At 71.8% G+C, this 22,536-nt stretch carries 25 protein-coding genes and 3 pseudogenes; 11 read left to right on the forward strand and 17 right to left on the reverse strand.

All coding sequences use genetic code 11. The features are described 5' to 3' along the window. Positions 1-5 precede the first annotated feature (5 nt). Together ACFZBT_RS33090 and ACFZBT_RS33095 are read left to right on the forward strand one after the other, a co-directional pair. Complete coding sequence (locus tag ACFZBT_RS33090) at positions 6-1,025, forward strand: hypothetical protein (RefSeq protein ID WP_391111525.1); 1,020 nt, start codon at positions 6-8, stop codon at positions 1,023-1,025. Next, positions 1,022-2,008, forward strand: a complete 987-nt coding sequence (locus tag ACFZBT_RS33095; protein ID WP_391111527.1) for a protein kinase — start codon at positions 1,022-1,024, stop codon at positions 2,006-2,008. Before ACFZBT_RS33090 ends, ACFZBT_RS33095 begins: the two co-directional genes overlap by 4 nt. A 10-nt stretch (positions 2,009-2,018) precedes the next feature. Here ACFZBT_RS33095 and ACFZBT_RS33100 read toward each other — a convergent pair whose 3' ends face one another. Next, positions 2,019-3,317, reverse strand: a complete 1,299-nt coding sequence (locus ACFZBT_RS33100) for a streptophobe family protein (RefSeq protein ID WP_391111529.1) — start codon at positions 3,315-3,317, stop codon at positions 2,019-2,021. Positions 3,318-3,685: 368 nt separating this feature from the next. On the opposite strand from ACFZBT_RS33100, the gene ACFZBT_RS33105 reads away from it, so the two are divergent. Then, positions 3,686-4,621, forward strand: a complete 936-nt coding sequence (locus ACFZBT_RS33105; RefSeq protein ID WP_391111532.1) for a DUF6777 domain-containing protein — start codon at positions 3,686-3,688, stop codon at positions 4,619-4,621. A 1-nt stretch (position 4,622) separates the two neighbouring features. Here ACFZBT_RS33105 and ACFZBT_RS33110 read toward each other — a convergent pair whose 3' ends face one another. Genes ACFZBT_RS33110 through ACFZBT_RS33120 form a run of 3 tightly spaced genes read right to left on the reverse strand, consistent with a single transcriptional unit; the run spans position 4,623 to position 5,757 of the window. Beyond that, a complete protein-coding gene (locus ACFZBT_RS33110) occupies positions 4,623-5,039 on the reverse strand; it encodes a PRC-barrel domain-containing protein (RefSeq protein WP_391111535.1) in 417 nt (138 codons plus the stop codon). Beyond that, a complete protein-coding gene (locus ACFZBT_RS33115) occupies positions 5,036-5,620 on the reverse strand; it encodes a PRC-barrel domain-containing protein (RefSeq protein WP_391111537.1) in 585 nt (194 codons plus the stop codon). Before ACFZBT_RS33115 ends, ACFZBT_RS33110 begins: the two co-directional genes overlap by 4 nt. Further along, positions 5,617-5,757, reverse strand: coding sequence for a hypothetical protein (locus ACFZBT_RS33120; RefSeq protein WP_391111540.1), 141 nt, complete (start codon positions 5,755-5,757; stop codon positions 5,617-5,619). The genes ACFZBT_RS33115 and ACFZBT_RS33120 overlap by 4 nt, the downstream gene beginning before the upstream one ends. Before the next feature lie 191 nt (positions 5,758-5,948). On the opposite strand from ACFZBT_RS33120, the gene ACFZBT_RS33125 reads away from it, so the two are divergent. Next, positions 5,949-6,413, forward strand: coding sequence for an ATP-binding protein (locus ACFZBT_RS33125; RefSeq protein ID WP_391111543.1), 465 nt, complete (start codon positions 5,949-5,951; stop codon positions 6,411-6,413). A gap of 176 nt (positions 6,414-6,589) precedes the next feature. Here ACFZBT_RS33125 and ACFZBT_RS33130 read toward each other — a convergent pair whose 3' ends face one another. Next, positions 6,590-7,474: a SigB/SigF/SigG family RNA polymerase sigma factor gene (locus ACFZBT_RS33130; RefSeq protein ID WP_391111546.1), complete on the reverse strand. Its 885-nt coding sequence runs from the start codon at positions 7,472-7,474 to the stop codon at positions 6,590-6,592. Positions 7,475-7,750: 276 nt separating this feature from the next. Here ACFZBT_RS33130 and ACFZBT_RS33135 point away from each other — a divergent pair, with 276 nt between their 5' ends. Further along, on the forward strand, positions 7,751-8,143 hold the full coding sequence (locus ACFZBT_RS33135; RefSeq protein WP_391111549.1) for a helix-turn-helix domain-containing protein: 393 nt from the start codon (positions 7,751-7,753) through the stop codon (positions 8,141-8,143). A 21-nt stretch (positions 8,144-8,164) separates the two neighbouring features. Here ACFZBT_RS33135 and ACFZBT_RS33140 read toward each other — a convergent pair whose 3' ends face one another. From ACFZBT_RS33140 to ACFZBT_RS33150, 3 genes are all read right to left on the reverse strand, one after another. After that, on the reverse strand, positions 8,165-8,767 hold the full coding sequence (locus ACFZBT_RS33140) for an ATP-dependent Clp protease proteolytic subunit (RefSeq protein ID WP_391111551.1): 603 nt from the start codon (positions 8,765-8,767) through the stop codon (positions 8,165-8,167). Beyond that, complete coding sequence (locus ACFZBT_RS33145; RefSeq protein WP_391111554.1) at positions 8,767-9,408, reverse strand: ATP-dependent Clp protease proteolytic subunit; 642 nt, start codon at positions 9,406-9,408, stop codon at positions 8,767-8,769. Before ACFZBT_RS33145 ends, ACFZBT_RS33140 begins: the two co-directional genes overlap by 1 nt. A gap of 107 nt (positions 9,409-9,515) precedes the next feature. Then, positions 9,516-10,727: an alpha/beta fold hydrolase gene (locus tag ACFZBT_RS33150; protein ID WP_391111557.1), complete on the reverse strand. Its 1,212-nt coding sequence runs from the start codon at positions 10,725-10,727 to the stop codon at positions 9,516-9,518. A gap of 122 nt (positions 10,728-10,849) precedes the next feature. Here ACFZBT_RS33150 and ACFZBT_RS33155 point away from each other — a divergent pair, with 122 nt between their 5' ends. Then, complete coding sequence (locus tag ACFZBT_RS33155; RefSeq protein WP_391111560.1) at positions 10,850-11,332, forward strand: VOC family protein; 483 nt, start codon at positions 10,850-10,852, stop codon at positions 11,330-11,332. Positions 11,333-11,371: 39 nt separating this feature from the next. On the opposite strand, the gene ACFZBT_RS33160 is transcribed toward ACFZBT_RS33155, so the two are convergent. The 4 genes and pseudogenes from ACFZBT_RS33160 to ACFZBT_RS33175 form a co-directional block, all read right to left on the reverse strand. Then, a complete protein-coding gene (locus ACFZBT_RS33160) occupies positions 11,372-12,247 on the reverse strand; it encodes a phosphotransferase (RefSeq protein ID WP_391111563.1) in 876 nt (291 codons plus the stop codon). Between the two features lie 33 nt (positions 12,248-12,280). After that, positions 12,281-13,183 carry an SGNH/GDSL hydrolase family protein gene (locus ACFZBT_RS33165; protein WP_391111565.1) on the reverse strand — a complete coding sequence of 301 codons (903 nt, stop codon included), beginning with the start codon at positions 13,181-13,183 and terminating at the stop codon, positions 12,281-12,283. Positions 13,184-13,319: 136 nt separating this feature from the next. Continuing rightward, positions 13,320-13,763: pseudogene (locus ACFZBT_RS33170) on the reverse strand (SAM-dependent methyltransferase); the annotation flags it as partial. Between the two features lie 44 nt (positions 13,764-13,807). Then, a pseudogene (locus ACFZBT_RS33175) lies at positions 13,808-14,363 on the reverse strand (cyclase); the annotation flags it as partial. Positions 14,364-14,622: 259 nt separating this feature from the next. Here ACFZBT_RS33175 and ACFZBT_RS33180 point away from each other — a divergent pair. Both ACFZBT_RS33180 and ACFZBT_RS33185 read left to right on the forward strand, forming a co-directional pair. Continuing rightward, complete coding sequence (locus ACFZBT_RS33180; RefSeq protein WP_391111568.1) at positions 14,623-15,423, forward strand: VOC family protein; 801 nt, start codon at positions 14,623-14,625, stop codon at positions 15,421-15,423. Positions 15,424-15,472: 49 nt separating this feature from the next. Then, positions 15,473-16,186: an RNase H family protein gene (locus tag ACFZBT_RS33185; RefSeq protein ID WP_391111571.1), complete on the forward strand. Its 714-nt coding sequence runs from the start codon at positions 15,473-15,475 to the stop codon at positions 16,184-16,186. Here the strand turns inward: ACFZBT_RS33185 and ACFZBT_RS33190 are convergent, their stop codons facing one another. Continuing rightward, a complete protein-coding gene (locus ACFZBT_RS33190) occupies positions 16,187-17,008 on the reverse strand; it encodes a tyrosinase family protein (RefSeq protein WP_391111574.1) in 822 nt (273 codons plus the stop codon). It abuts the gene before it with no gap. Between the two features lie 31 nt (positions 17,009-17,039). Next, entirely contained in the window at positions 17,040-17,408 is a 369-nt protein-coding gene (locus ACFZBT_RS33195; RefSeq protein ID WP_391111577.1) for a tyrosinase family oxidase copper chaperone, read from the reverse strand. 373 nt (positions 17,409-17,781) lie between these two features. On the opposite strand from ACFZBT_RS33195, the pseudogene ACFZBT_RS33200 reads away from it, so the two are divergent. Further along, positions 17,782-18,169 (forward strand): annotated as a pseudogene (locus ACFZBT_RS33200) (hypothetical protein). On the opposite strand, the gene ACFZBT_RS33205 reads toward ACFZBT_RS33200, so the two are convergent. Continuing rightward, positions 18,159-19,880: a cholesterol oxidase substrate-binding domain-containing protein gene (locus ACFZBT_RS33205; protein ID WP_391111728.1), complete on the reverse strand. Its 1,722-nt coding sequence runs from the start codon at positions 19,878-19,880 to the stop codon at positions 18,159-18,161. The pseudogene ACFZBT_RS33200 and the gene ACFZBT_RS33205 overlap by 11 nt on opposite strands. A 155-nt stretch (positions 19,881-20,035) precedes the next feature. Between ACFZBT_RS33205 and ACFZBT_RS33210 the strand changes: the two genes are divergently transcribed. Beyond that, positions 20,036-21,019, forward strand: coding sequence for an aldo/keto reductase (locus ACFZBT_RS33210; protein WP_391111580.1), 984 nt, complete (start codon positions 20,036-20,038; stop codon positions 21,017-21,019). Between the two features lie 24 nt (positions 21,020-21,043). On the opposite strand, the gene ACFZBT_RS33215 is transcribed toward ACFZBT_RS33210, so the two are convergent. Beyond that, positions 21,044-21,388: a hypothetical protein gene (locus ACFZBT_RS33215; protein ID WP_391111583.1), complete on the reverse strand. Its 345-nt coding sequence runs from the start codon at positions 21,386-21,388 to the stop codon at positions 21,044-21,046. Between the two features lie 150 nt (positions 21,389-21,538). Between ACFZBT_RS33215 and ACFZBT_RS33220 the strand changes: the two genes are divergently transcribed. After that, entirely contained in the window at positions 21,539-22,036 is a 498-nt protein-coding gene (locus ACFZBT_RS33220) for a DUF6328 family protein (RefSeq protein WP_391111586.1), read from the forward strand. Positions 22,037-22,082: 46 nt separating this feature from the next. Here the strand turns inward: ACFZBT_RS33220 and ACFZBT_RS33225 are convergent, their stop codons facing one another. Then, positions 22,083-22,508: an SsgA family sporulation/cell division regulator gene (locus tag ACFZBT_RS33225; RefSeq protein WP_391111588.1), complete on the reverse strand. Its 426-nt coding sequence runs from the start codon at positions 22,506-22,508 to the stop codon at positions 22,083-22,085. Positions 22,509-22,536: the final 28 nt, after the last annotated feature.

Raw genomic sequence — 22,536 nt, forward strand, 5'->3', positions numbered from 1 at the left:
CCACTGTGACGACTCCCGGCTTCCGGCCCACGCACGTCGTCCCGCAGCACGGGATGCCCGCCTGGGAGGCCCCCGACCCGGCCCGGCCCACCGTGGACCTCGACCCCCTGCTGCCGGTGCAGCTCATCGAACAGCAGGGCGACTGGGGGCATGTGCTGTGCTTCAACGGCTGGTCGGCCTGGGTCGACGGCCGCCACCTGGTCGCCGTCCCGCAGGATCCGCCCGCCGCGGACGGGCCGCTCACCTTGACCGCCGACTCGCGTCCGCTGCTGACCCGCACGCAGGAGGCCCTGGCGCGCTACCGGTCCGCGGTCGAGGACCTCGCGGGCGGCCTCGACCGGGAGACCTTCCGCTCCCGCACCCACGGGCTGCGGATCGGCGTCGTCGTCGACGGCGGGTCGGTGTGGCTCTACGACGCCGCGCACGGGCACTGGGTGTACGCGGAGGGCATTCGGGCGACCACGTACGCGACGGACGAGACACCGGGTTCCCGGCCGTCCGGGACCCCGGTGCCGGCGCGTACGCCCACTCGGGTGGTGCCCCCGGAGGCGGTCGAGGAGCATCCCAGGGCAGAGGAGCCGCCCAGGGCAGAGGAGTCGCCCAGGGCAGAGGAGAGTCCTCGGGATGAGGAGGCCGCGCATCCGGCCGCGGTGCCGCCCACGGCGGTGGTTCCGCCTGAGCCGACGCGGGTGGTGTCGCCTGAGGCGTCCGGACCGGCGCGGGCCGCGCCGCCTGAGGGTCCCGAGCCGACCCGGGTGGTGTCTCCCGCCAAGCCTGAGCCGACGCGGGTGGTGTCTCCAGACGTCCCCGAGCCCACTCGTCTCGTGTCCCCAGAGGAGGCAGAGGAGGCCGGGGGAGCCGGGGGAAGCGCCCCTCCCGCGGACGCCCCGCCCACGCGCGTCGTGGGATCCGAGGAGGCGGAAGAGGAGGCCGAGGAACCGGACGCCCCCGCCGAGGCGCCGCCCACGCGCGTCGTGGGATCCGAGCCCACCCGGGTCGTGTCGCCCGAGGGTGACACCCGTTGACCCGCGAGACGAGCCTGTTCTCGGGGCGGCCCTCCGAGCTGCTCGGGCAGCAGATCGCCGGGTACCGGATCGAGAAGGAGATCGGCCGCGGCGGCATGGCCGTGGTCTACCGGGCCCGCGACCTGCGTCTGGAACGCACCGTCGCCCTGAAGCTGCTCGCCCCGGAACTCGCCCGCAACGACACCTTCCGGCGCCGCTTCACCCACGAGTCCCGGGCCGCCGCCGCGATCGACCACCCGCACATCGTGCCGGTCTTCGAGGCCGGTGAGACGGACGGCGTGCTGTACATCGCCATGCGGTACGTCGTCGGCAGCGATCTGCGTCATCTCCTCGACCGGGAGGGCCCGCTGTCGCCCGCCACCACCCTGCGTCTCGCCGCCCAGGTCGCCTCCGCGCTCGACGCGGCCCACGACCACGGCCTGGTGCACCGGGACGTGAAGCCCGGCAACATCCTGGTGGCCCGCGGTACCGACAGCGATCACCCCGAGCACGCCTACCTCACCGATTTCGGCCTGACGAAGAAGTCGCTGTCACTGACCGGCTTCACCACCGTCGGCCAGTTCGTCGGCACGCTCGACTACGTCGCCCCCGAGCAGATCTCGGGCCGCCCGGTCGACGCCCGCTGCGACGTGTACGGCTTCGGCTGTGTCGTCTACGAGATTCTGGCCGGCCATCCGCCCTTCCGCCGGGACGACGACATGGCCCTGCTGTGGGCCCACCAGTACGACGAGGCGCCGCCGCTGACCGAGGCCCGGCCCGACATCGACCCGCGGGCCGACGCTGTCCTCGCCAAGGCCCTCGCCAAGAGCCCCGACGACCGGTACCCGTCCTGCCTCGCCTTCGTCGCCGCGCTGCGTGCCGCGACGACCGGCGGCACGCCCGCCGCCGGACACACCCCCACCCGGGCGGGCCGGAAGCCGGGGGAGGAACGGCCGAAGCCGCCGCCGCGCTGGGCCGAGCCGGTCTTCCGGCAGCGGATGTAGCGCCCCGGCGTCAGCTCCGGCTCTCGGAGCGGACCTCACCTCGGCGCCGTACGTGCCGCGCCAGCAGCGCCCCGGCGAATCCGGTCGCCAGCCCCCAGGGGACGGCCAGGCCGACCGCACCCCACAGCCGGGGTCTGAGGAAGAGTTCGCCCCCGAGGCTCCCGCCCAGGTCGCCGATGCCGAGCACGGAGAGGCCGTAGTGCGCCGAGATACGTCCGACGAGGCAGATCATGAACACCGTGAGCATGAGGGCGACCGCCATGTGCACGGCATGCTGCCAGGCCCGGACCCGGGCCGGAGAGCGGGCCGCCATCACGAACGCGGCGGCCAGCAGCAGCACCACGTCGACGACCAGCAGCCACCACACCCGGCCGTCGTGCTCGGAGAGCGTGCGCAGGTTCAGCTCCGAGATGTCCGGAGTGCGCAGCACCTCGTCGAGGACCTGCGGCATGGGCAGCCCGAACGGCCCCTCCACCCGGCCCGTCCAGGTCGCCCCGAGGCCGATCGTCAGCGCCAGCCACACCAGGTTGGGCATGCCGAGCAGAATCACGGCGAACGTCTCCGCCGCGTGGCCCCGCGTCGCCGCGACGACCAGCGCGATGGCCACACCGATGGCGACGTACGCCAGCAGTAGCGCGACCATCGCGTACGCGGCCGGACGCACCGACGTCTGGAAGCGCAGCAGCCCGGCCGGCAACGGGGCGCCGCGCGACACCAGCAGGGCCAGCACCAGCACACCGGCCAGCCACACCAGACCGACGAACACGGACAGCGGAACGTCGGTGGTGAAACCGATCTTCGGTGAGGCGCCGAACAGGTCTCCGAGTTCGCCCAGCTGTTCGTCGCCGAGGGAGATCTCGAACGTGTGGCGGGCGGCGAGCGTCAGGCCGATCATGGCGAGCAGCCACAGGGCCGCGATCCTGGCGGCCCAGCCGGCCAGCTCCCTGGCGCCGGCGACCGCGCGATGGCGCAGCGGCCGCAGGAATCCCCAGGCGATCACCAGTGCCCCGGTGAGCGTGACGGACAGCGGGATGACGGTCAGTCCCGCCTGTGTGTCGGCGAAGTCGCCGGCACTTCCGGAGAGCTTCACCGTGCCCCCGACGGCGGTGACGACGGTCGCCGTCACGACCGGGGCGAACGCGCCGTCCGGAAGGTCCGCGGCCCCGGCGGCCCACAGGCCGAGCGTGGCCACCACCATCATGGCGAGCAGCCCGCCGAGCACCGTGACGAGGGCGTGCACCCACCCGTGGCGGGCGGCGGCCCGCGCGCCGGAGGTACGTGCCGGGCCGGAGGAGGTGCGCGAACTCACGCTGCCACGCTAAGCAGCGTCCGGGCCGGGCGCCCGTCGGGAGGTCCGTCCGCGTCGGCTTGCGGGCCGCACGGGACCGGGGCACACAATGAACTCGTAATGGAAGAAGCGGTATATACCAGGGCTGATCGCCTCGGGTGTGCGCAGGTCGTACAGAACCCACGTCGGGAGAAGAGCTCGTGAGCGTCGAACCGCCGTCGTCCGGTCGCCCCACAGGACCTCCCTCGGGGCCTCTGTCGGGTCCTTCCCAGCCGCCCTCGGGGGGTGGCGGCCCGCCCTCCGAACCGCCGAGCGGGGGCGGTGAGTCACCCGAGCCCGGCCGACCCTGGTGGGGCTCCGTACCCCGTGTCGCGCTGATCGCCGGCGCAGTGGTGGCCGCCGTGGTCCTGGCCGTGGTGTTCACCCGCCCCGACGGCGGCACCGGCACGTCCGACGGAGGGACCAGTACCTCCGGCGGCGACGTGCTGCTGCAGCCCGCGGCGGACACCGGCCCGGACCCGTTCACCGACTCGACGGCCAAGGAGAGTTCCGCCCCGTCGGTCACGCCTACGCCCGCCGGATCGGCGTCGCCGAACGCCGTCCGGGCCGTCCGGGGCGGGGCACCCGGCCTCTACGGCGGCACCCGCAACGTCGCGAGCTGCGACGTGGAGAAGCAGATCACGTACCTCAAGCAGGCCCCGGACAAGCAGCGCGCGTTCGCCTCGGTCCAGCGCATCGAGCCCTCCGAGGTCCCCGCCTACCTGCGCTCGCTCACCCCCGTGCAACTCCGCTTGGACACCTGGGTCACCAACCACGGCTACAAGAGCGGCCGCTCCACGCAGTACCAGGCAGTCCTCCAAGCCGGCACGGCCGTGCTCGTCGACGACCGGGGCGTTCCCCGGGTGCGCTGCGCGTGCGGCAACCCGCTGACCCCGCCGGTCTCCCAGCAGGGGAAGACGACCGGGGACAAGTGGGCGGGGTACAAGGCGTCGGACGTCGTCGCGGTCAAGCCCGCCGAGGAGCCGATCGAGGTGTTCGTGATGTGCGAGCCCGACGGCGAGTGGTTCAAGCGCGACAAGGGCGACACGGGCGGGAACGACCGCAAGACGGCTCCGCCGAGCAAGCCCACCCCGTCGGCGACCGTCACCACGCCGACCGGCTCGACCTCGTCAGAGCCCACCACGAGCGAACCGCCGACCACGGAGACGACTTCCGGACCCACGACGGACGAATCGCCCCCGGCGGACGACTCGCCGCCCCCGCCCGCAAGCGACACAGGCCAGGACACCGGGGGCGGCGCGACGGACCAGGCCCCGGCCTCCTGAGTCACCCGGCCCGGACCACCAGGGCGTAGTCCCCGAGCCCGAGCAGCCGATCGGCCGGTACATCGCCCTTGGCGGTGACGACCGCCTCGACGCGGCCGGTGTCCGGTTCGAACGCGACGTCCTGGACTGTGCCGAGCCAGTCGCCCGTCTCGGTGAGGATCCTGAGGCCCGGCAGCTCGTGGTGCGGCGGCACCTCGGCCGGGGCGGCGGCGGAGCGGACGAGCACGGCGTCCGGGCCGAGGGCGTGCAGCGCACCCCAGGCCAGCACGGTCTCCTTCCGGGAGCGCTTGCCCCGCACTCGGACATGCGTCACCACACCGGCTGCCGCGTCGACCGTCAGCGACCTCAGGACGCCGAGTTCGTCCGCCTCGGTCAGGGTCAGCACCGGCAGGCCCCGTGCCTGCGAGAACAGCATCATGACGGCGTCTCCTCGCGCCCCTCCTGGAAGGCGCCGACCCGGGTGACGAAGGCCGGCAGGTCGTCGGCGACGTAGCGGGTGGCGTCCGCCGGGATGACCAGGGCGCGGCCGGAGACCGCGAGCGTCTCGCCGCGCGGCACGTACACCCGGTGCCGGTGCCGCCGGGAGCCCTTCACCAGCGCCTTGACCGCGGCGATCCGGAATCCCACGACCCGGCCGCTGGTACCGCCCTCGACGACCACGTCGAGCACCGTGCCGACCTCGGCACCCTCGTCGGTCAGCACCTTGGCGTGCAGGACCCGGCCCTGCTGGGCCTCGCGGCGTGCCACCACGACGGGTGTGACCGCCAGGGCCCCCGCATCGACGATCATGACCGCGTGCGGGCCCAGCGCGTGCACCGCGGGCCAGGGCAGGCTCTGCTTCAGCGGGCCCGACAGCAGACCCCGGCCGCTGAGCGTGAACCCGGTGATCCGCCCGGCCGCGGCGTCGAAGACGGTGTCCTTGATCTGTGCGACCGCGTCGCCGCCCAGGGTGACCACCGGCAGGGTCGTCAGGCTCCGCGCTGCCATCAGCTGGTTCATCGGACACCCTTCCCGCCGGGCCGGCGCCGCACCGCGATGACCGTTCCCGATCGCCGGCCGGCCTGCACGGCGAGCGCCATCACAGCGACGCCGATCAGCGCCGCGACCACCACGACCAGCCATATCCACCAGGCCACCGCGCACCTCCGGCGATCCGGTCCGGCCGCCCTCGGCCGGTCCTTTTTCCCTCCGAGTGCCCCGCCCGCGGGGGACAATGCCCGGGGCAGGGGATGGGCGGAAAACGTGTCAGGACTGCGAAGCCCGGCTCGGGGTACGAGCACTGGTGCAGAGCGTCCGGCCAGTCCGGCTTCTTCCCGGAGAGAAACGAATGATCGACCACCTGGACGGGGCAGTGATACCGACTGGTTTCGACGTGCCCGTGGAACCGCTGAGGCGGGCGGCACACTACACGGGCGAGCAGGGATGCATCGCCGAGGCGCGGTCCTTCGCAGCGCTCTTCCTCGACCAGCTCAGGACCGAGTGGTGCGCGAGCATCGACGCCCGGGCCGACGGCGCGGTGCAGCTCGTGGTCAGCGAGCTGGTCACCAACGCCGACCGGCACAGCGACGGGCCGTACATCCTGGAGCTCGTGGGCACGGACACCGCCGTGACCGTGTCGGTCTACGACAGCAGCTCGGCCCTGCCCCGCATCTTCCCGCGCAACCCGGAGCGGGTCGGCCGGCACGGCCTGGAGATCGTCCACGCGCTCGCCGAGCAGGTCAGCGTGGAGCGGGTGCCGGTGGGCAAGCGAGTGCGCGCCGTGCTGCCGCTCGCGGGTGCGACCGGCGCCTGATCCGTCGGCCTGAGCAGTGGCCTGAGCAGTCAGGGCCAGGCGCCCCCGAGGTCTACCGAGGGCGCTCGCGCGCCATGAGAGCCGGACACCGGACACAATCGCGGGTGCCGTCCCACTCCCGCATGGGGGGACAGCACCCGCTGGTCGCCGTGTGCCCGGCCGGCCCGCCGTCTGTGTCAGGCGCAGCCGAGCTCGCCCAGCATGCCCTCACGCAGCCGGGTGATGATCCGCTTGATCAGACGCGAGACATGCATCTGCGAGCAGCCGAGCTCCTCGCCGATCTCCGCCTGGGTGGCCTCCTCCACGAACCGCATGTGGATGATCTGCCGGTCGCGCTCGCTGAGCTCCGCCATGAGCGGGGCGAGCGAGTGGAAGTCCTCGACGAGCCGCAGCCCGTCCTCCTCGACGCCGATGAAGTCGGCCAGAACCGCCTCGCCGCCCTCCGGCCCGTCGCCGGTGAGCGCGGCGTCCAGCGAGGACGAGTTGTACCCGTTCGCCGCGATCTGTCCCTCGACGACCTCGTTCTCGGAGATGTTCATCAGCGTGGCCAGCTCGGCGACGGTCGGCTCGCGGTCCAGCCGGCTCGCGAGTTCCTCACGGGCCTTGGCCAGCTCCACACGCAGCTCCTGCAGCCGCCGCGGCACGTGCACCGCCCACGTGGTGTCCCGGAAGAACCGCTTGATCTCACCGACGATGTACGGCAGCGCGAAGGAGGTGAACTCGACCTCGCGCGACAACTCGAACCGGTCGATGGCCTTGATCAGACCGATCATGCCGGTCTGGACGATGTCCTCCATGTCGTCGCCGCGGCCCCGGAAGCGGCCGGCCGCGAACCGCACGAGCGACATGTTCATCTCGATGAGCGTGTTGCGCGCGTACTGGTACTCGTGCGTGCCCTCTTCGAGTTCCGTCAGGCGCTGGAAGAACTGGCGGGACAGCGCCCTGGCGTCCCGCGGGGCCACGGACCGCGGGTCCACGACCGGCAGTGCTCCGTCACCCGTCCCGGCCTCGGCGTTCTCCCCGGCGACCTCTGCCTTCGACCGGATCACGGCGGTCTCCATTACCTCTCCCCACGAAGTCACGGCTACATCTGCCTAGGTCCTTCCGGGTTGCGGGTACCCGGACAGGCGCAACACATGCCCTCGAACACCGTGCGGCCGAAAATCGGTGGAGCACGGCATTCCGGCCCGTCCATGCTCACCCGAACGGCCGACAGGGGGCAAGAGGCAGTACGCTGCCCGGCGGCTGGAGCCAAGACGACGTACCCCGCCGGTGATTCCACCCAGGGCGGAACGCCGGGCCCTTCCCCCGGCGGCCGGCGCTCCTAGGCTGGAGAAGTGACCAACCACGTGCCGAACGAAGCCCGCGTCATCCCGCTGCGTCCGCAAGGTGCGAGCCCCCCGGCCCCCGCCGTGAAGGAGCCGCTCTGGCGCGATCTGGTCGGAGACGTCCTGCGCCGTGAACGCCTCGCCCAGGAGCGCACGTTGAAGGACGTCGCCGACGAGGCACGGATCTCGATGCCGTATCTCTCGGAGGTCGAGCGCGGCCGCAAGGAGGCCTCCTCGGAGGTCCTCGCGGCCGCCGCCCGCGCCCTCGGGCTGAGCCTCGGCGACCTGCTGTCGAGGACGCAGGGCGAACTGACCCGCGTCACCTCCCGGTACACGGGCGGCGCCGCCCGCCGCGGGGCGGCGTCCCCGTCGTCGTACGACGGACTGTGCCTGGTCGCCTGACTCCGCCTGCCGGCCGGCGCCTCAGAGCTGTACGAGGCGCCGGCTGAGCACCTCGTCGGCCAGCCCGTAGTCCACCGCCTCCTGAGCGGTGAACACCTTGTCGCGATCCATGTCGGCCCGCAGGGTCGCCACCTTGTGGTGGGTGTGCCGCGCCAGCACCTCCTCCACCTGGGAGCGGATCCGCACCATCTCCCTGGCCTGGAGCGCCAGGTCGGAGACCATGCCCCGCTGTCCCCCGCTCGCCGGCTGGCCGAGCAGCACGCGTGCGTGCTCCAGCACGAACCGCCGTCCGGGGTCCCCGCCCGCCAGCAGCACGGCCGCCGTGGAGGCCGCCTGCCCGACACAGAACGTCGAGATCGGCGCCCGTACGTACGACATCGTGTCGTAGATGGCCATGAGCGAAGTGAACGAGCCTCCGGGCGAGTTGAGGTAGATCGCGATCTCGCTCTCCGGGGACGAGGACTCCAGATGGAGAAGCTGCGCGATGACGACGTTGGCGACACCGTCGTCGATCTCCGTGCCGAGGAAGATGATCCGCTCGGACAGCAGCCGGCTGAACACGTCGTAGGACCGCTCGCCGTGCGGGGTGCGCTCGACGACGTTCGGAATCGTGTAGGTACCCATCACTGCAGCCCCATCCTGCGCCGGCCGGCCGTCGGGCGGACGTCCGCGAGGGACTCCACGACCCGGTCGACCATGCCGTACTCCCTGGCTTCCTCGGCAGTGAACCAGCGGTCCCGGTCGCCGTCCCGGGAGATGGTCTCCTCACTCTGGCCGGTGTGCTCGGCGGTGATCCGCTCGATGGTCCGCTTGGTGTGCTCCAGGTTCTCCGCCTGGATCTCGATGTCGGCGGTGGTGCCGCCGATGCCCGCCGACGGCTGGTGCATCATGATCCGCGCGTTGGGCAGGGCGTAGCGCTTGCCGGGCGTGCCGACGCTGAGCAGGAACTGGCCCATGCTCGCGGCGAAACCCATGGCCAGGGTGGAGACCTCGTTGGGGATGAGCCGCATCGTGTCGTAGATGGCGAGGCCCGCGTGCACCGCCCCGCCGGGGCTGTTGATGTACAGGCTGATGTCGGTGCGGGGGTCCTCGGCGGACAGGATCAGCAGCTGGGCGCAGACCCGGTTCGCGGAGACCTCGTCGACCTGGGTGCCCAGCAGCACGATGCGCTGCGCGAGCAACTGGGCGGCCAGTTGGTCGTCGAACGGGCTCGGAGGGGTGTCGCCCTCTTCCGCCCTCGGGGCGAGTGCCGTGCGTGGAGTCATCGGTTCTCCTGGTGGTCGGGGATGTCCTCGACTCCACTGTTGACCTCGGACGACGCCGCTGTGCGGATTCTCTGCCCGCGGCAGATCCGCTACGGGCAGAGCGGGCGTCAGCCCTTCTCGCGCAACTGCCGGAAGAACGCCCGCACGTCCTCCGCCAACAGGCTCGGTTGCTCCATGGCGGCGAAGTGCCCGCCCCGGCGGAACTCCGTCCAGCGGACGATGTTCTCCGTCCGCTCCGCCTTGTGGCGCAGCGGGATCTGCGGGTCGCCGGAGAAGGACGCCACGGCGGTCGGCGCGGTGGAGGGCTCGTGCGGGGCGGCGATCCGCCCGCCCCGGGCGTGGGCGCGCTCGTAGTAGACCCGGGCGGACGAACCCGCCGTGCCCGTCAGCCAGTACAGCATCACGTTCGTGAGCATCAGGTCCCGGTCGACGGCCTCCTCGGGCAGCTCCTCGGAGTCCGTCCACTCCCGGAACTTTTCGACGATCCAGGCGAGTTGGCCCACCGGTGAGTCCGTCAGCGCGTACGAGAGCGTCTGCGGCCTGGTGGACTGCACATGGAAGTAACCCGTCCCGTCGCGGGACCACTCCGCCCACCGGCGCCACGAGGTGAGCGTGCGCTCCCGCTCCGCGGGACTCAGCGCGTCCAGCTCCTCGGCGGTCGGCTCGGTGGTCGCCTGTCCGCCGGGCAGCAGATTGAGGTGCACGCCGGTGACCCGGCCGGAGTGGACGCGGCCCAGTTCGCGGGAGACGGCAGCGCCCCAGTCGCCGCCCTGGGCGCCGAACCGCTCGTAGCCGAGGCGCGTCATCAGCTCGGCCCACGCGTCGGCGATCCGGCGCGCCTCCCAGCCGGTCTCCCGGGTGGGCCCGGAGAACCCGAAGCCGGGGATGCTCGGCAGCACGACGTGGAAGGCGTCGGCAGGGTCGCCGCCGTGCGCTGCCGGGTCCGTCAACGGCCCGACGACGTCGAGGAACTCGACGATCGACCCCGGCCACCCGTGGGTGACGATCAGCGGGGTGGCCTTGGGTTCGGGGGAGCGGATGTGCGCGAAGTGCACCCGCGCGCCGTCGATCTCGGTCGTGAACTGCGGCCACGCGTTCAGCCGCGCCTCAGCCGCCCGCCAGTCGTACGTGTGCCGCCAGTACCGCACCAGCTCGCGCAGATAGCCCGACGGAACGCCGTACGCCCATCCCACCCCGGGCAGCTCGTCGGGCCACCGGATCCGGTCGAGACGGTCGTGGAGGTCGTCGAGGTCGCTCTGCGGAATGTCGATACGGAACGGATGGAGACTGCTGCCGCTGTCCGCGGGCGAAGACGTCATGGCCTGGATGCTAGTTCCGAACGGTGTAACGGCCACCTGATTTTGCCGGCCGACCGACCGATGAGTTCCGGGGCGAGAGCCGGTCGACAGTGGTGACAGCGTTCCGCGCCCAGGAGGTACCCATGGCCACCGAAGGTTTCACCACGTGTCTCTGGTACGACGACCAGGCCGAGGAGGCCGCCCACCACTACGTCTCGATCTTCAAGAACTCCAGCATCGGCGAGGTCGCCCGCTACCCCGAGGGAACACCTCACCGGGCGGGCACCGTCATGACCGTCGAGTTCACGGCCAACGGCCACAAGTTCCTCGCACTCAACGGCGGCCCCCAGTTCAAGTTCACCGAGGCGGTCTCCTTCATGATCTTCTGTGCGGACCAGGAGGAGATCGACTACTACTGGACCAGGCTCACCGAGAACGGCGGCGAGCCCGGTCCGTGCGGCTGGCTCAAGGACAGGTACGGCGTGTCCTGGCAGGTCGTCCCCGACCGGCTCCAGGACATGATCACCGACCCGGACCCCGCGAAAGTGGCCCGTGTGACCGAGGCGTTCATGGCGATGACCAAGTTCGACATCGCGACCCTGGACAAGGCATACGCGGGCGAGTGACCCCCCCCGGGTCAGGGGCAGGCCCGGCCGAGCCTGCCCCTACGCCGTCTCGGCGAGGATCTCCCGGATCACATGCCGGGAGTTCTCCGCGACCGGCGGGTTGGTGTCCCAGTAGTACGGCAGCGCGATGACCGCGATCGACAGGGCCCAGCCCCGGCCCCGCGCCCACTCGGCCTCGCCCGCGCCCGCCGCCTCGCGAAAGGTGCCGCGGACCCCGGCCGGCAGCACGCACCAGGCGCTGATGAGGTCGACGGCGGGATCTCCCACCCCCACCGTGCCGAAGTCGATCACGGCGCTCAGTCGTCCGTCCGTGACCAGCAGGTTCCCGGCCATCAGATCGCCGTGCGCCCAGACCGGCGGCCCGGTGTACTCCGGGGCGCGCAGGGCCTTCTCCCACGCCTCCGTCACGGCTTCGGTGTCGATCCGCCCTGAGAGCTGGGCGAGCGCCTCCCGCATGAAGGGGTCCCGGGCCGCCAGCGGCACTCCCCGGTAACCGGTCGGGCCCTCTGCCGGGTCGATGCGGCGCAGGGCGGCGACACAGGCGCCCAGGTCCTCGGCCAGCAGCCCCGGTTCGTCGAGGGCACCGGGCACCGGGTTGCGCCCGTCCAGCCAGCCGTACACCGACCAGGGCCACGGGAAGCCGTCCCCGGGCTCGCCTCGCCCGAGGGGTTCGGGCGAGGCGGTGGGCAGACCCGGGCCGAGCCGGGGCAGCCAGCGCAGTTCGTGCGTGATGGCCTCGACGGCGCGGGGATGCCGGGGGAGCCGTACGACCTTGTCGGGCCCGAGACGGAACATGGCGTTCTCGGTCCCGGAGGACTCCAGGCGCCGTACGGGCATCCCCGCCCACCGCGGGAACTGTTCCGAGATCAGCCGGCCGACGAGCGAGGCGTCGATGTCCCGCTCGTCCTCATGCATCAGCACAGCGCACATGACGCTTATTCGAGCGGGTCAACCCGCCGACTGTCGAATGGTTTTGGTGATCTCCCGGGCGATGCGCAGGATGCCGGGGGAACGCACCGGGCAGGGCTTCGGCGTGGACGTCGTCGGAGCCAGGCAGAAGTGCAGGTAGTCGTCGTCGCGGTGGAGAGCTGTCCGGTCGCGGCCGGGCTGGGTGCAGTAGTCGGGGTGGGCCCGCTCGTAGGCCGTGCAGGGGAGATGCTGCGTCCATGTGTAGCGGTCCGAGCCGGGGCTCACCGCCCGCCCGGCGTCGGCGGTGATGTCGCCCGAGCCGGCGGCCAGCCGCTCGTACAGCCCGTTCACGCGCCGTACCCGGTCGGGTGTGATCGGGTCCGGGCCCTGCAGCACCCACACGATCCGCGGCCGGCGCGCCCCGCCCGCCGTCGCGATCTGCTCGACGAGCCGGCGGGCGTCGGCCTCGTACCGCTCGAAGTACCGCTCCCGCGAACCGTCGTACGTGATCTTGTCCATGCACCAGGTGAAGTCCCAGGCGTTGCCCCAGAACTGCAGCACCACGAAGTCCGGCCGCAGCGACCGCACCAGGGCGGCCGCCTTGTCCCGTGCCGGTACGAGCGACCGCTCCGCCGTGCCCTCCAGGTAGTCGCACAGGGTGGTGCCCGAGTAGGGGGCGCTCGTGTACCTCGCGCGCAGGTCCCGGCGCAGCTCCTGGCCGAGGACCTTCTGGTTCTCCATGGCGAGGGAGTCGCCGAGATACAGCACACGGGGCGCCTTGGCGGGCGCGCGGGGGCTCGATGAGACCGGGGCCCGCTGGTGCGTGGTGGTGGACACCTCCGGAGCGGACGGCGGAGACGTGCCTGGGCCGGACGACGGATCCCCGCACGCCCCGAGCAGCAGCCCGGCCAGCAGGACACCCACCACCCACGGTCCGCGCATTCGGCAACTCCCGCCCCGGCCGGTGAATCGGCCCCCCAGGCAAGCACAGCCGGGCCCGGGGCGGAAGACGCGCGTCGGCCACGGAGTGCCCGTGACCGACGACTTGACGACCGGTCAGACCCGGTCGGCCACGATCATCAGGTACGCCGCGCAGCCGGGCATGCTCGTTCGCGAAGTCCGCCTGCTTGGCGGAGAGCGTCACACCGTCGGCGCGGCAGCCGTACCGCAGGTTCGCCAAGACGCTGCCGCCGCCGCGTCCGCAGCCGGCGTCGAAGACGCGATCGGCGGGGGAGAGGGGGCAGAGGTGGGCGGCGAGCAGTTCGGCCTGGGCGTGCTCCAGGCGGTGCAGTTCCGTGGTGACCCGCTCGCGGAGCAGCGCCGGGTCGGGCTCGTCGAGCACAGACCAGTCGGCTTCTCCTACGCCGTAATGATGGTGGTACAGGTCGTCGATCTTCCCCAGTTCGAGGTTGACCGGCTTCTCCTCCGCGTTCCAGTAGTCGGCCACACGGGTCTGGTACGTCGAATCGGTGGCGGACGCGGACTGCGGCGATGCGGTGGTGGCGTCGGCGGTGGTGGTCAAGGACGGCTCCTCGTGCTTCTCGCGTGACGTCAAGGGACTGCGCTCTACCAGTAGTCGGGCAGGTGGTAGCGGTGGGTGTTGGTGGCGTGCCACTCGTGGTTGCCGGCCACCCAGGCGGCCAGGATCCGGGCGTAGCGCTCGACGAGCGGCGAGGCGGCGGAACAGGACCGCGGACTCCTCCTAGAAGGCGTCCATGATCTGGTTGTGGATCTCGACGGCCTTCAGATAGGCGGCCTTGAGTCCGCACTGCTCGGCGGCGGCGATGACCAGCGGCAGGTTGGAGTGGTCGGGTTCGGCAGCCAGCTCCTTCGTGACGGAGTACAGGTCGTTGACGATCGTGGTGGCGTTGCACGCGAGCGCCGTGATCCGCTGGATCTCCGGCCGGGCGTAGACCGCCTCGGGCAGTTCGTAGCCGTCCACGGCGTCGACGATCGACAGGCAGGGCCGGAAGTCGTTGAACTGCCGCATCACCAGGTACTCCCAGACGCGCGGCACGTACCGCGTCTCCGCCCAGGCGGCCTCGGCGAGGTAGCCGAGGTGCAGCCGGGCGATGTCGTGCACGAACCGGTCGGTCTGGCTGGGTGTGGCGAAGCCGGCGAAGAGTCACCACCCGTACGTCCCGGCGCACACCTCGTCGCGCCTCCCTCGGCGCTGCCGCACGCACCGGCCGGCCCCATCGAGTCCCCGCCTCACAATCAGTCGTTCACACGCCCGTCCGGCATCCGTAAGGCGAAACCCGGCCGGTACGGTTGCGTACTCTGCGTAGCCGCCGTCCGCGCACCGTTCGGCGCGCGGGCCGGCCCGGGGGTGGCTAGCGTGAGGAAACGGACCATCCACCCATCCGGAGAGGGCCGCAGTCATGGCCGTGCAACCTGAAGGAACCCCTTGCTGGGCCGACGCGACGTTCAGCGATCTCGAAGGGGCCAAGAGCTTCTACGGAGACGTCCTCGGCTGGACCTTCGCCGAGGCGTCGGCGGAGTACGGCGACTACACCCAGGCCTACGCGGACGGCAAGGCCGTCGCCGCCGTCGTCCCGCCCATGCCCGGCCAGCCGGAGGCCCCGTCGCAGTGGTGCCTGTACTTCGCCGCCCGGGACACCGCCGCCACTGCCGCCCGGATCCGCGACAACGGCGGCGAGGTGCTGATGGAGCCGATGCAGGTCGGCGACTTCGGCACCATGTGCCTGGCCCGCGACCCGAGCGGTGTCGTCTTCGGCGTCTGGCAGGCGGGCACCCACGAGGGCTTCGAGGCGATGGCCGAACCGGGCGCCTACATCTGGGCCGAGGTCTTCACCCGCGAGCCCGAGAAGTCCGACGCGTTCTTCCCGGCGGTCTTCTCCTACCGGCAGCGGGACATGGAGGACGGCGAGATGGACTTCCGCATCTACGACCTCGGCGAACGTACTGTCCTGGGCCGGATGAAGATGACGGAGGAGTTCCCGCCCGAGATGCCGCCGTACATCAACGTCTACTTCACCGTCCAGGACTGCGACGACGCCGTGGCGAAGGCGACCAAGCTCGGCGGTGTCCTGCGGTACGGCCCGATGACCACGCCGTTCGGGCGGTTCGCCGCCATCAGCGATCCGCAGGGCGCGAACTTCTCGGTGATCGACACCACGACGACCGAGGGAGACATGCCGAAGCTGACCGACGTGTCGTAGCCACCCGGCCTACCGACCCTCCCGGCCGGGCGGGCCGTGCGGCCATGGCATGATCGAGCCCATGCCTGAACGTGTTGTGGCCGCGTGTGACGGGGCTTCGAAGGGAAACCCGGGGCCCGCGGGCTGGGCCTGGGTCGTCGCCGACGCTTCCGAGAGCCCGGTGAGCTGGGAGGCCGGGCCGCTCGGCAAGGCCACCAACAACGTCGCGGAGCTGACCGCGCTGGAGCGCCTGCTGACGGCGACCGACCCGGGCGTACCGCTCGAGATCCGGATGGACTCGCAGTACGCGATGAAGGCCGTCACCACCTGGCTGCCCGGCTGGAAGCGCAACGGCTGGAAGACGTCCGCCGGCAAGCCGGTCGCCAACCAGGACCTCGTCGTGCGCATCGACGAGCTCCTGGACGGCCGCTCGGTGGAGTTCCGCTACGTGCCCGCCCACCAGGTCGACGGCGACCGGCTCAACGACTTCGCCGACCGCGCCGCCAGCCAGGCCGCCACCGTCCAGGAGCCCGCGGGCAGCGAGCTCGGTTCCCCCGAGCCGCCGCCCGCCCCGGACACCCCCGTCAAGGCGCCCCGCTCCCGCCCGCGCGGCGGCTCGGCCCGCACCGCGAAGAGCTCCGGCGCCAAGGGCTCCTCGCGCACCATCAAGGCGAAGTTCCCCGGCCGCTGCCAGTGCGGCCGCTCCTACGCGGCGGGCGAGTCCATCGCCAAGAACGACAGCGGCTGGGGACACCCGGAGTGCCGCACGGCCGCGACCGCCTGATCAGGCGTCGAAGGTGTAGTGCGGTGTGTGGTCCAGCAGATCCGCCGGGCTCGTGTCGTGCCACGGCCGCATCGTCTCGTTGAGGTCGATCACGTTCGGCGTGCCCGAGACCGGCAGATAGCCGGAGCCGGGGTGCCGTCGCTGCCACTCGGCCCACAGCTTGTCGATGTAGGCGTGGTGCAGCCAGAACACCGGATCGTTCGGCGAGGCGCCGGTGGCCATGTGCCCGCCCACCCAGACGTGGACGCGGTTGTGCAGATTGACTCCGCGCCAGCCTTCCAGATGGTTGCGGAATCCGTCCGAGCCGCTGTTCCAGGGCGCCATGTCGTACGTCGGTATCGACAGCACCGACTCGACCTCGGCCGCCGTCGGCAGCTGGCGTCCCCCGGAACCGAGGGAGCGGCGCAGGAACGTACGGCCGTCGACCCGCACGTTGATCGTCCAGTTCCCGGCGGACGCGGCGAACGGCCCGTCCGGCACCCGGCCGTCCCGCTCGCGTCCGGTGCCCCCGAGGAAGTCGGGCGCCCACAGCGAGGCACGCGGCGAGCGGTCGAGGGTCCAGTCCCAGTAGGGCAGGGCCACCGACGCGTCCACCGACTGGAGCGCCCGCTCGAATTCCAGGAGGAATCTTCGGTGCCAGGGCAGGAAGGACGGTGAGCGGTGGCCCGTCCGCTCGCCGTTGTCGGTGTCGGAGACGATGAAGTCGTTGTGCGTCGTGACGAATTCGTCGTAGCGGCCGCTGCGCTTCAGCTCCATGAGGGCGGCGACGAAACGCCGCTTCTCGTCGGCGGTCAGGGCGGACTGGTTCTTGCGGACGGTCATGTGCGGGTGCTCCAGAGCCTTTCGGTGCGGGTCAGTTGGCGGGGAAGGGCAGCAGCGGCGCGCCCTGCAGCTCGTCCACCGCGGCGCGGGCGGCGGCGCGCGGGGTGGCCACCGGGTCGTAGTGGCTGACGACGCTGATCCAGGTGCCGTCGGCGTTGCGCATCACGTGCAGTTCCACACCGTCGACGAGCACCGTGTATCCGGCGCCGTGGTGGTGATGACCGGTCCCGGTGGCCGGGCGGCCCTGTATCCGGCGGCCCTTGTAGACCTCGTCGAAGGTCCCGGGGGAGTCGTGGTGCCCGGTGGCGGCCGTGGCGGGCACGACGGCGGGCAGGACGCCGGCCGTCCCGGCGAGGACGGCCGCGGCGGTGAGCGCGCGGCGACGGCTGAGTTCCGGCATGCGGACCTCCTGGGTCGGTTCGGGTGTTGACCTGGGCATGCCTACCGGTCCGTCCGGTACCGGGAGAAATCCGCGCGAGCCGGTTGGCTATGATCCGGGCAATTCCCCTTATGTCATGCAAGGTTGAACAAAGATGATCTTGCTGCCCGGGGTGGCGGCGGGCGTGCGGAAGGGGAAATTCCGCCCGCGCGGGGTGCTGGGGAGGTTGTTCCTCCCCGCGCGGTCCGCTCTTCGTGGCGCACGTCACGCCGCGGAACTGGCGCGATCCGGCGGTCCGACCTCCCTGCGGGGCTCGGTGGCGGATCCGCCCACCCGCCTGTGCAACGGCCGGGGACGGTCCCCGGGGCGCGCGCGACCGGGCGATGCAGGGAGCATGAGTGCCGTGAGCACTCCACCCGTCACGCCCACGCCGGCCCGCAGGGACGCCGAGGCGACCCACACGGCCATCCTGAAGGCGGCCCGTCATCTGCTGGACGCCGCCGCCGTGCTGGCCGCCCCGCTCGATCAACTCGGACCGCACATGGTCCGGCACGTCCTGGTCAGCCAGTCCGAGCAGGGCGCCGCCCCGCTGCTGCGGATCGTGTTCGCGCCCCTGCACGGTGAGCAGGGCGACATCCTGCGCGCCGAACTGGCCGTCGCCACCCTTGCCGGGCCTGGGCGGGAGGTACGGCATCGCCCGCGGCACCGAGGTGCGGACGAGCACGATCGATGTTCTGGTGGACCGCTACGCCCCCTCGGTGCAGGCGCACCTCACCCCGTAGCGCCCCGGCCGAACAGCCGGTCCAGGAAGGCGTTGCCGTAGACGCGGTGCGGGTCGAGCCGGTCCAGCGTCGCGTCGGCCTCGGCCCACTCGGCCGGACCGACCGCGGCCGGAATCACCGAGCCGAGCACCTCCTGATCGCTCCACACCCCGTCGTCCGTGTACGCCCACCCCTTGGACCACTCCACCCTTGTGAGCGCGAACCCGCCGTCGAAGGTGCGCAGCAGGAACCGCTCGATCTCGCGCAGGAACGCCTCCGAGTCAGGCGTGTCCGGCAGCGTCAGGACGTCCAGCCACACGGCCGTGTCCCACTCGGGGTGGTCCTCGCGCGGCCGGAGCGCGGACAGCAGCGGCGGGCGGGCCCCGGCCACCCCGGTGTCACCCGGTTCGTCCAGGCCGGTCACCCGGATCTCCACCGAGCCGTTGACCGGGAAGCTGCCCCGGGCCGCGTACGCCGCCAGCCGTTCCCGGTAGAAGGCGGCGAACTCGGAGACGACCCGCTGCACCTGCTCCCGCGAGGTGAGGACCGCGTAGCCGTCGGCGTGCACCCGCAGGGTGCTCGGCTTCAGATACAGCAGCGTGTTCTTGGACGGCCCCCAGAGATCGGCGGACAGCGTCGTCACCAGCCCCAGCGCGGCCGCCTCGTACTGCGCGGTGCCGAGCACCGGCGCCAGATACCAGGCCGCGTCCGATGTCATCCGGCCCACCAGCTCGGCCACCGGCGTCGGGACGTTGTCGGAGAAGGGGTAGTTGTACGGCCGTGTCACCCGCCGTGAGGTCAGCGGCCGGGTGGGGGAGACGCTCCACACCTTCAGCCAGGGATGCTCGGTGAAGGCGAACCAGATCGCCTCGACCCGCCCGGCCTCGTCCAGGAAGCGCGCGAGGGTACGCCCGTCGGAGCCGGGCGCGGCGAACAGCTCGCCCGCCGGGATGTCCGTACGGCTCACGCACCGCAGGTGCGTGTTCGCGCCCACCCGCAGCACCACCTCGGTCACCAGGGAGCGTCCGAGATGGGTCAGCAGCGCGGCGCAGTCCGCCTCGTCGCGCCGGAACGTGCGCAGCACGTACGCGCCGGCCCGGGGGTCCCAGACGACCGCCGTCAGGGACAGGACCAGATTGCTCAGCGAGCCGTACGTGTGCCCGGGCCGCCGGTCTTCGCCCCGCGCGGGGACGGCCGTGCCGTGCGCGTCGATCGCCAGGGCGCCGCCCAGGGTCAGGACACCGGGGGCGGGAGCGGCCGTGACGCCCAGGCCGTGTTCCTCCAGGAAGGTCAGCAGGGCCTCCATGGACACGCCGGTACCGGCGCGTACGGCCGTCGGCGAGTCCAGCGCGAGGCCGGTCAGGCGATGCGTGGTGTCGACGAGGAGGACGGGCGCGCCGGACGGCGTCCCCTCCGTCACGGTCAGGGGCGACCAGCCGTGCGCGGCGCCCCGGGCGCGCACCCGCCACCCGTGCCGCCACGCCCAGTTGACGACGTCGGCCACCTCTCCAGGACCGTCCGGCGCGCAGGCCCACAGCCCGTCGGCGGTGATCTCGCCGACCCAGTTCCGGTACGCCGAGCGGTACAGCGCGACGTCCGGCGGGAAGTCCGGCAACTCCGCCGCCGCGGCCGCCGGATCCGCCGGAAGACCCGGTACGGCTGCGAGGGCGGCCGCCGTGCGGAGGAAGCCCCGCCGCGTCCAATGCGGTTGCTGGGAAGGGCAGTTGCCCATGGCGCCGATAGTCACGTGCAGTCACGCTAGGGGCCTCATTGACACGTGACGCGTCCCTGTCGCGTCTATTCACTCGTGTGAGTGAATCCGGCGGGGGCCGCAGGCCGGAGCGATGCGTTCCGTGCGGAGCCGTGACGGATGACAGACTGACGCCCATGGACGAGCGCACATTCGACAGGTCGGGTCAGCACGCCTCCGTCGTAGGCCTGGGCACATGGCAGCTGGGTGCCGACTGGGGAGACGTCGACGACAAGGAAGCCCTGGCGGTACTGGAGACGGCGGCCGAGTCCGGGGTGACCTTCTTCGACACCGCCGACGTGTACGGCGACGGCCGCAGCGAGCAGACCATCGCCACGTTCCTCAGCGGCAGGCCGGACCTGCACGTCCTGGTCGCCACGAAGATGGGCCGCCGGGTCGACCAGATCCCCGGGAACTACGTGCTCGACAACTTCCGCGCCTGGAACGACCGCTCCCGGCGCAACCTCGGCGTCGACCGGATCGACCTGGTGCAGCTGCACTGCCCGCCCACGCCCGTCTACTCCACGGACGAGGTGTTCGACGCCCTCGACACCCTGGTCGAGGAGGAGCGCGTCGCCGCGTACGGCGTCAGCGTCGAGACCTGCGAGGAGGCGCTGACCGCGATCGCCCGGCCGAACGTGGCGAGCGTGCAGATCATCCTCAACCCGTTCCGCATGAAGCCCCTGCGCGAGGTGCTCCCGGCCGCCCGTGCGGCGGGCGTCGGCGTCATCGCCCGCGTTCCCCTCGCCTCCGGCCTGCTGTCGGGCAAGTACACGCGGGAGACGGTCTTCCCCGAGAACGACCACCGCGCCTACAACCGGCACGGCGAGGCCTTCGACGTGGGCGAGACCTTCTCCGGCGTCGACTACGCCACCGGTGTCGAGGCCGCCGCCGAGTTCGCGGCGCTCGTTCCCGAGGGATACACCCCGGCCCAGCTGGCCCTGCGCTGGATCGTCGAGCAGCCCGGCGTCACGACCGTGATCCCCGGCGCCCGTTCGCCCGAGCAGGCCCGTGCCAACGCGAACGCCGCCCGCCTGCCGGAGCTGTCCGGCGAGACGCTGGCGGCGGTCCGCGACCTCTACGAGCGGCGCATCAAGGACCAGGTCGAATCCCGCTGGTAGGGCCTGCCTCGTTCACGGCGCCCTTCAGGGCACCAGGAGCAGCTGCCGCTCCTGCTCCTGGTCGCCGGAGGCGGCACCGTCGTCGCGGGCCGTGAAGGCCCGGGTGAGCGTGTCGCTTGCCCGCCGCACCGCCTCCGGGGTGCCCTGCACGGTGACGGTCACCGGCGCGGACAGACGCTCGGCGCTCGCCGCCGAGCCTCCGGAGGCACCGGCCTCCGCATCGCCGAATGTGGCCATGTGCACCGTCGCGTTCTCGTCGGCGGGAAGCTCGTCCGACGCCCCGAACGTGCCTTCCAGGGTGCGGACGACCGCTCGTGCGTCGTCCGTACCGCCGCCGCTGAGCGTCACGGTGAGTTGCGTACCGGACATGCGTCCACGACCTCCTCGGGGTTCTGCGTCATTCGCGTCGTCCGTGTAACCGTCGCCTGACCGATCAAACCGCCGCGCGGCCCGGGACGACGGCGCTTTACGGGGAACTCGCGGGAGAGAAGGACGCGAGGTCTCACACCGGGAGGAACAGTGGCGGACGCGGTTGAGGGCGGGGCCAGGCGCCGTGGGCGGGACGAGACGGAGGAGGAGAGAGCGGACCGGATGTGGCAGGAGCTCATCCAGGAGGTCCGCGTGGCCCAGATGGGCGTGCAGATCCTCTTCGGTTTTCTGCTCACCGTGGTGTTCACCGAGAAGTACGACGACCTGACCAGCACGGACCAGACGATCTACCTCGTGACGGTCGTCCTCGGCGCGTGCGCGACCGGGGCGCTCATAGGCCCGGTGTCCCTGCACCGCCTCGTCTCCGGGCGGCGCGTCAAGCCGCAGGCGGTACGGCTCGCCTCCCGGCTGACGCTGCTCGGCCTCCTGTTGCTGCTGGCCACGACGACCGCTTCCCTGCTGCTGATCCTGCGCGTGGCCACACATGACGGATTCGTGCCGTACCTGGTGGCCGGAGTGGTCGCCTGGTACCTGCTGTGCTGGTTCGTCCTGCCCCTGTGGACCCGGTACCGCCATACGTCGGAGTGACGGCGGACGGCACGACCGCCGCCGGGCCGGCCCGCGGACCCGGGGATCAGCCCCCGGCGATGACGTCCGCCAGGAAATCGTCCACGTGGACCTCCTCGCGGCCCGGCGGCACCACCTCGTGGGTCTCCCGGAGGAACGCCGCGAACCCCGGGGCCCATCCGAACACCAGGGCGTGGTGACGGCCGCCGTCGGGGCGGGCGTCACCCAGGAACTCCAGGCGCAGCTCCTGCCACATGCCCCGCGCCACCGGGCGGATCCGCACGTCCCCCAGACCGACCGGACGCCGCAGACCATCGCCGAGCATCTCGCGGTCCAGCTGCCACCGGGCCAGGACCCGGCCGTCGTGGCTGAACACGAGGGTGACGGCGAACGGGTCCGCGGCGTCGTAGCTCAGATGGGCGAGCACCGAGAAACGGTCCGTGTCACCGGCCTGGAGCTGCACCACCAGGGTCTTGTGCACGAAGGAGTTCACGAAAGGGCCTCCGGGATGAACCGACGTA

It is taken from the genome of Streptomyces sp. NPDC008137, assembly GCF_042957035.1.
GTDB lineage: Bacteria > Actinomycetota > Actinomycetes > Streptomycetales > Streptomycetaceae > Streptomyces.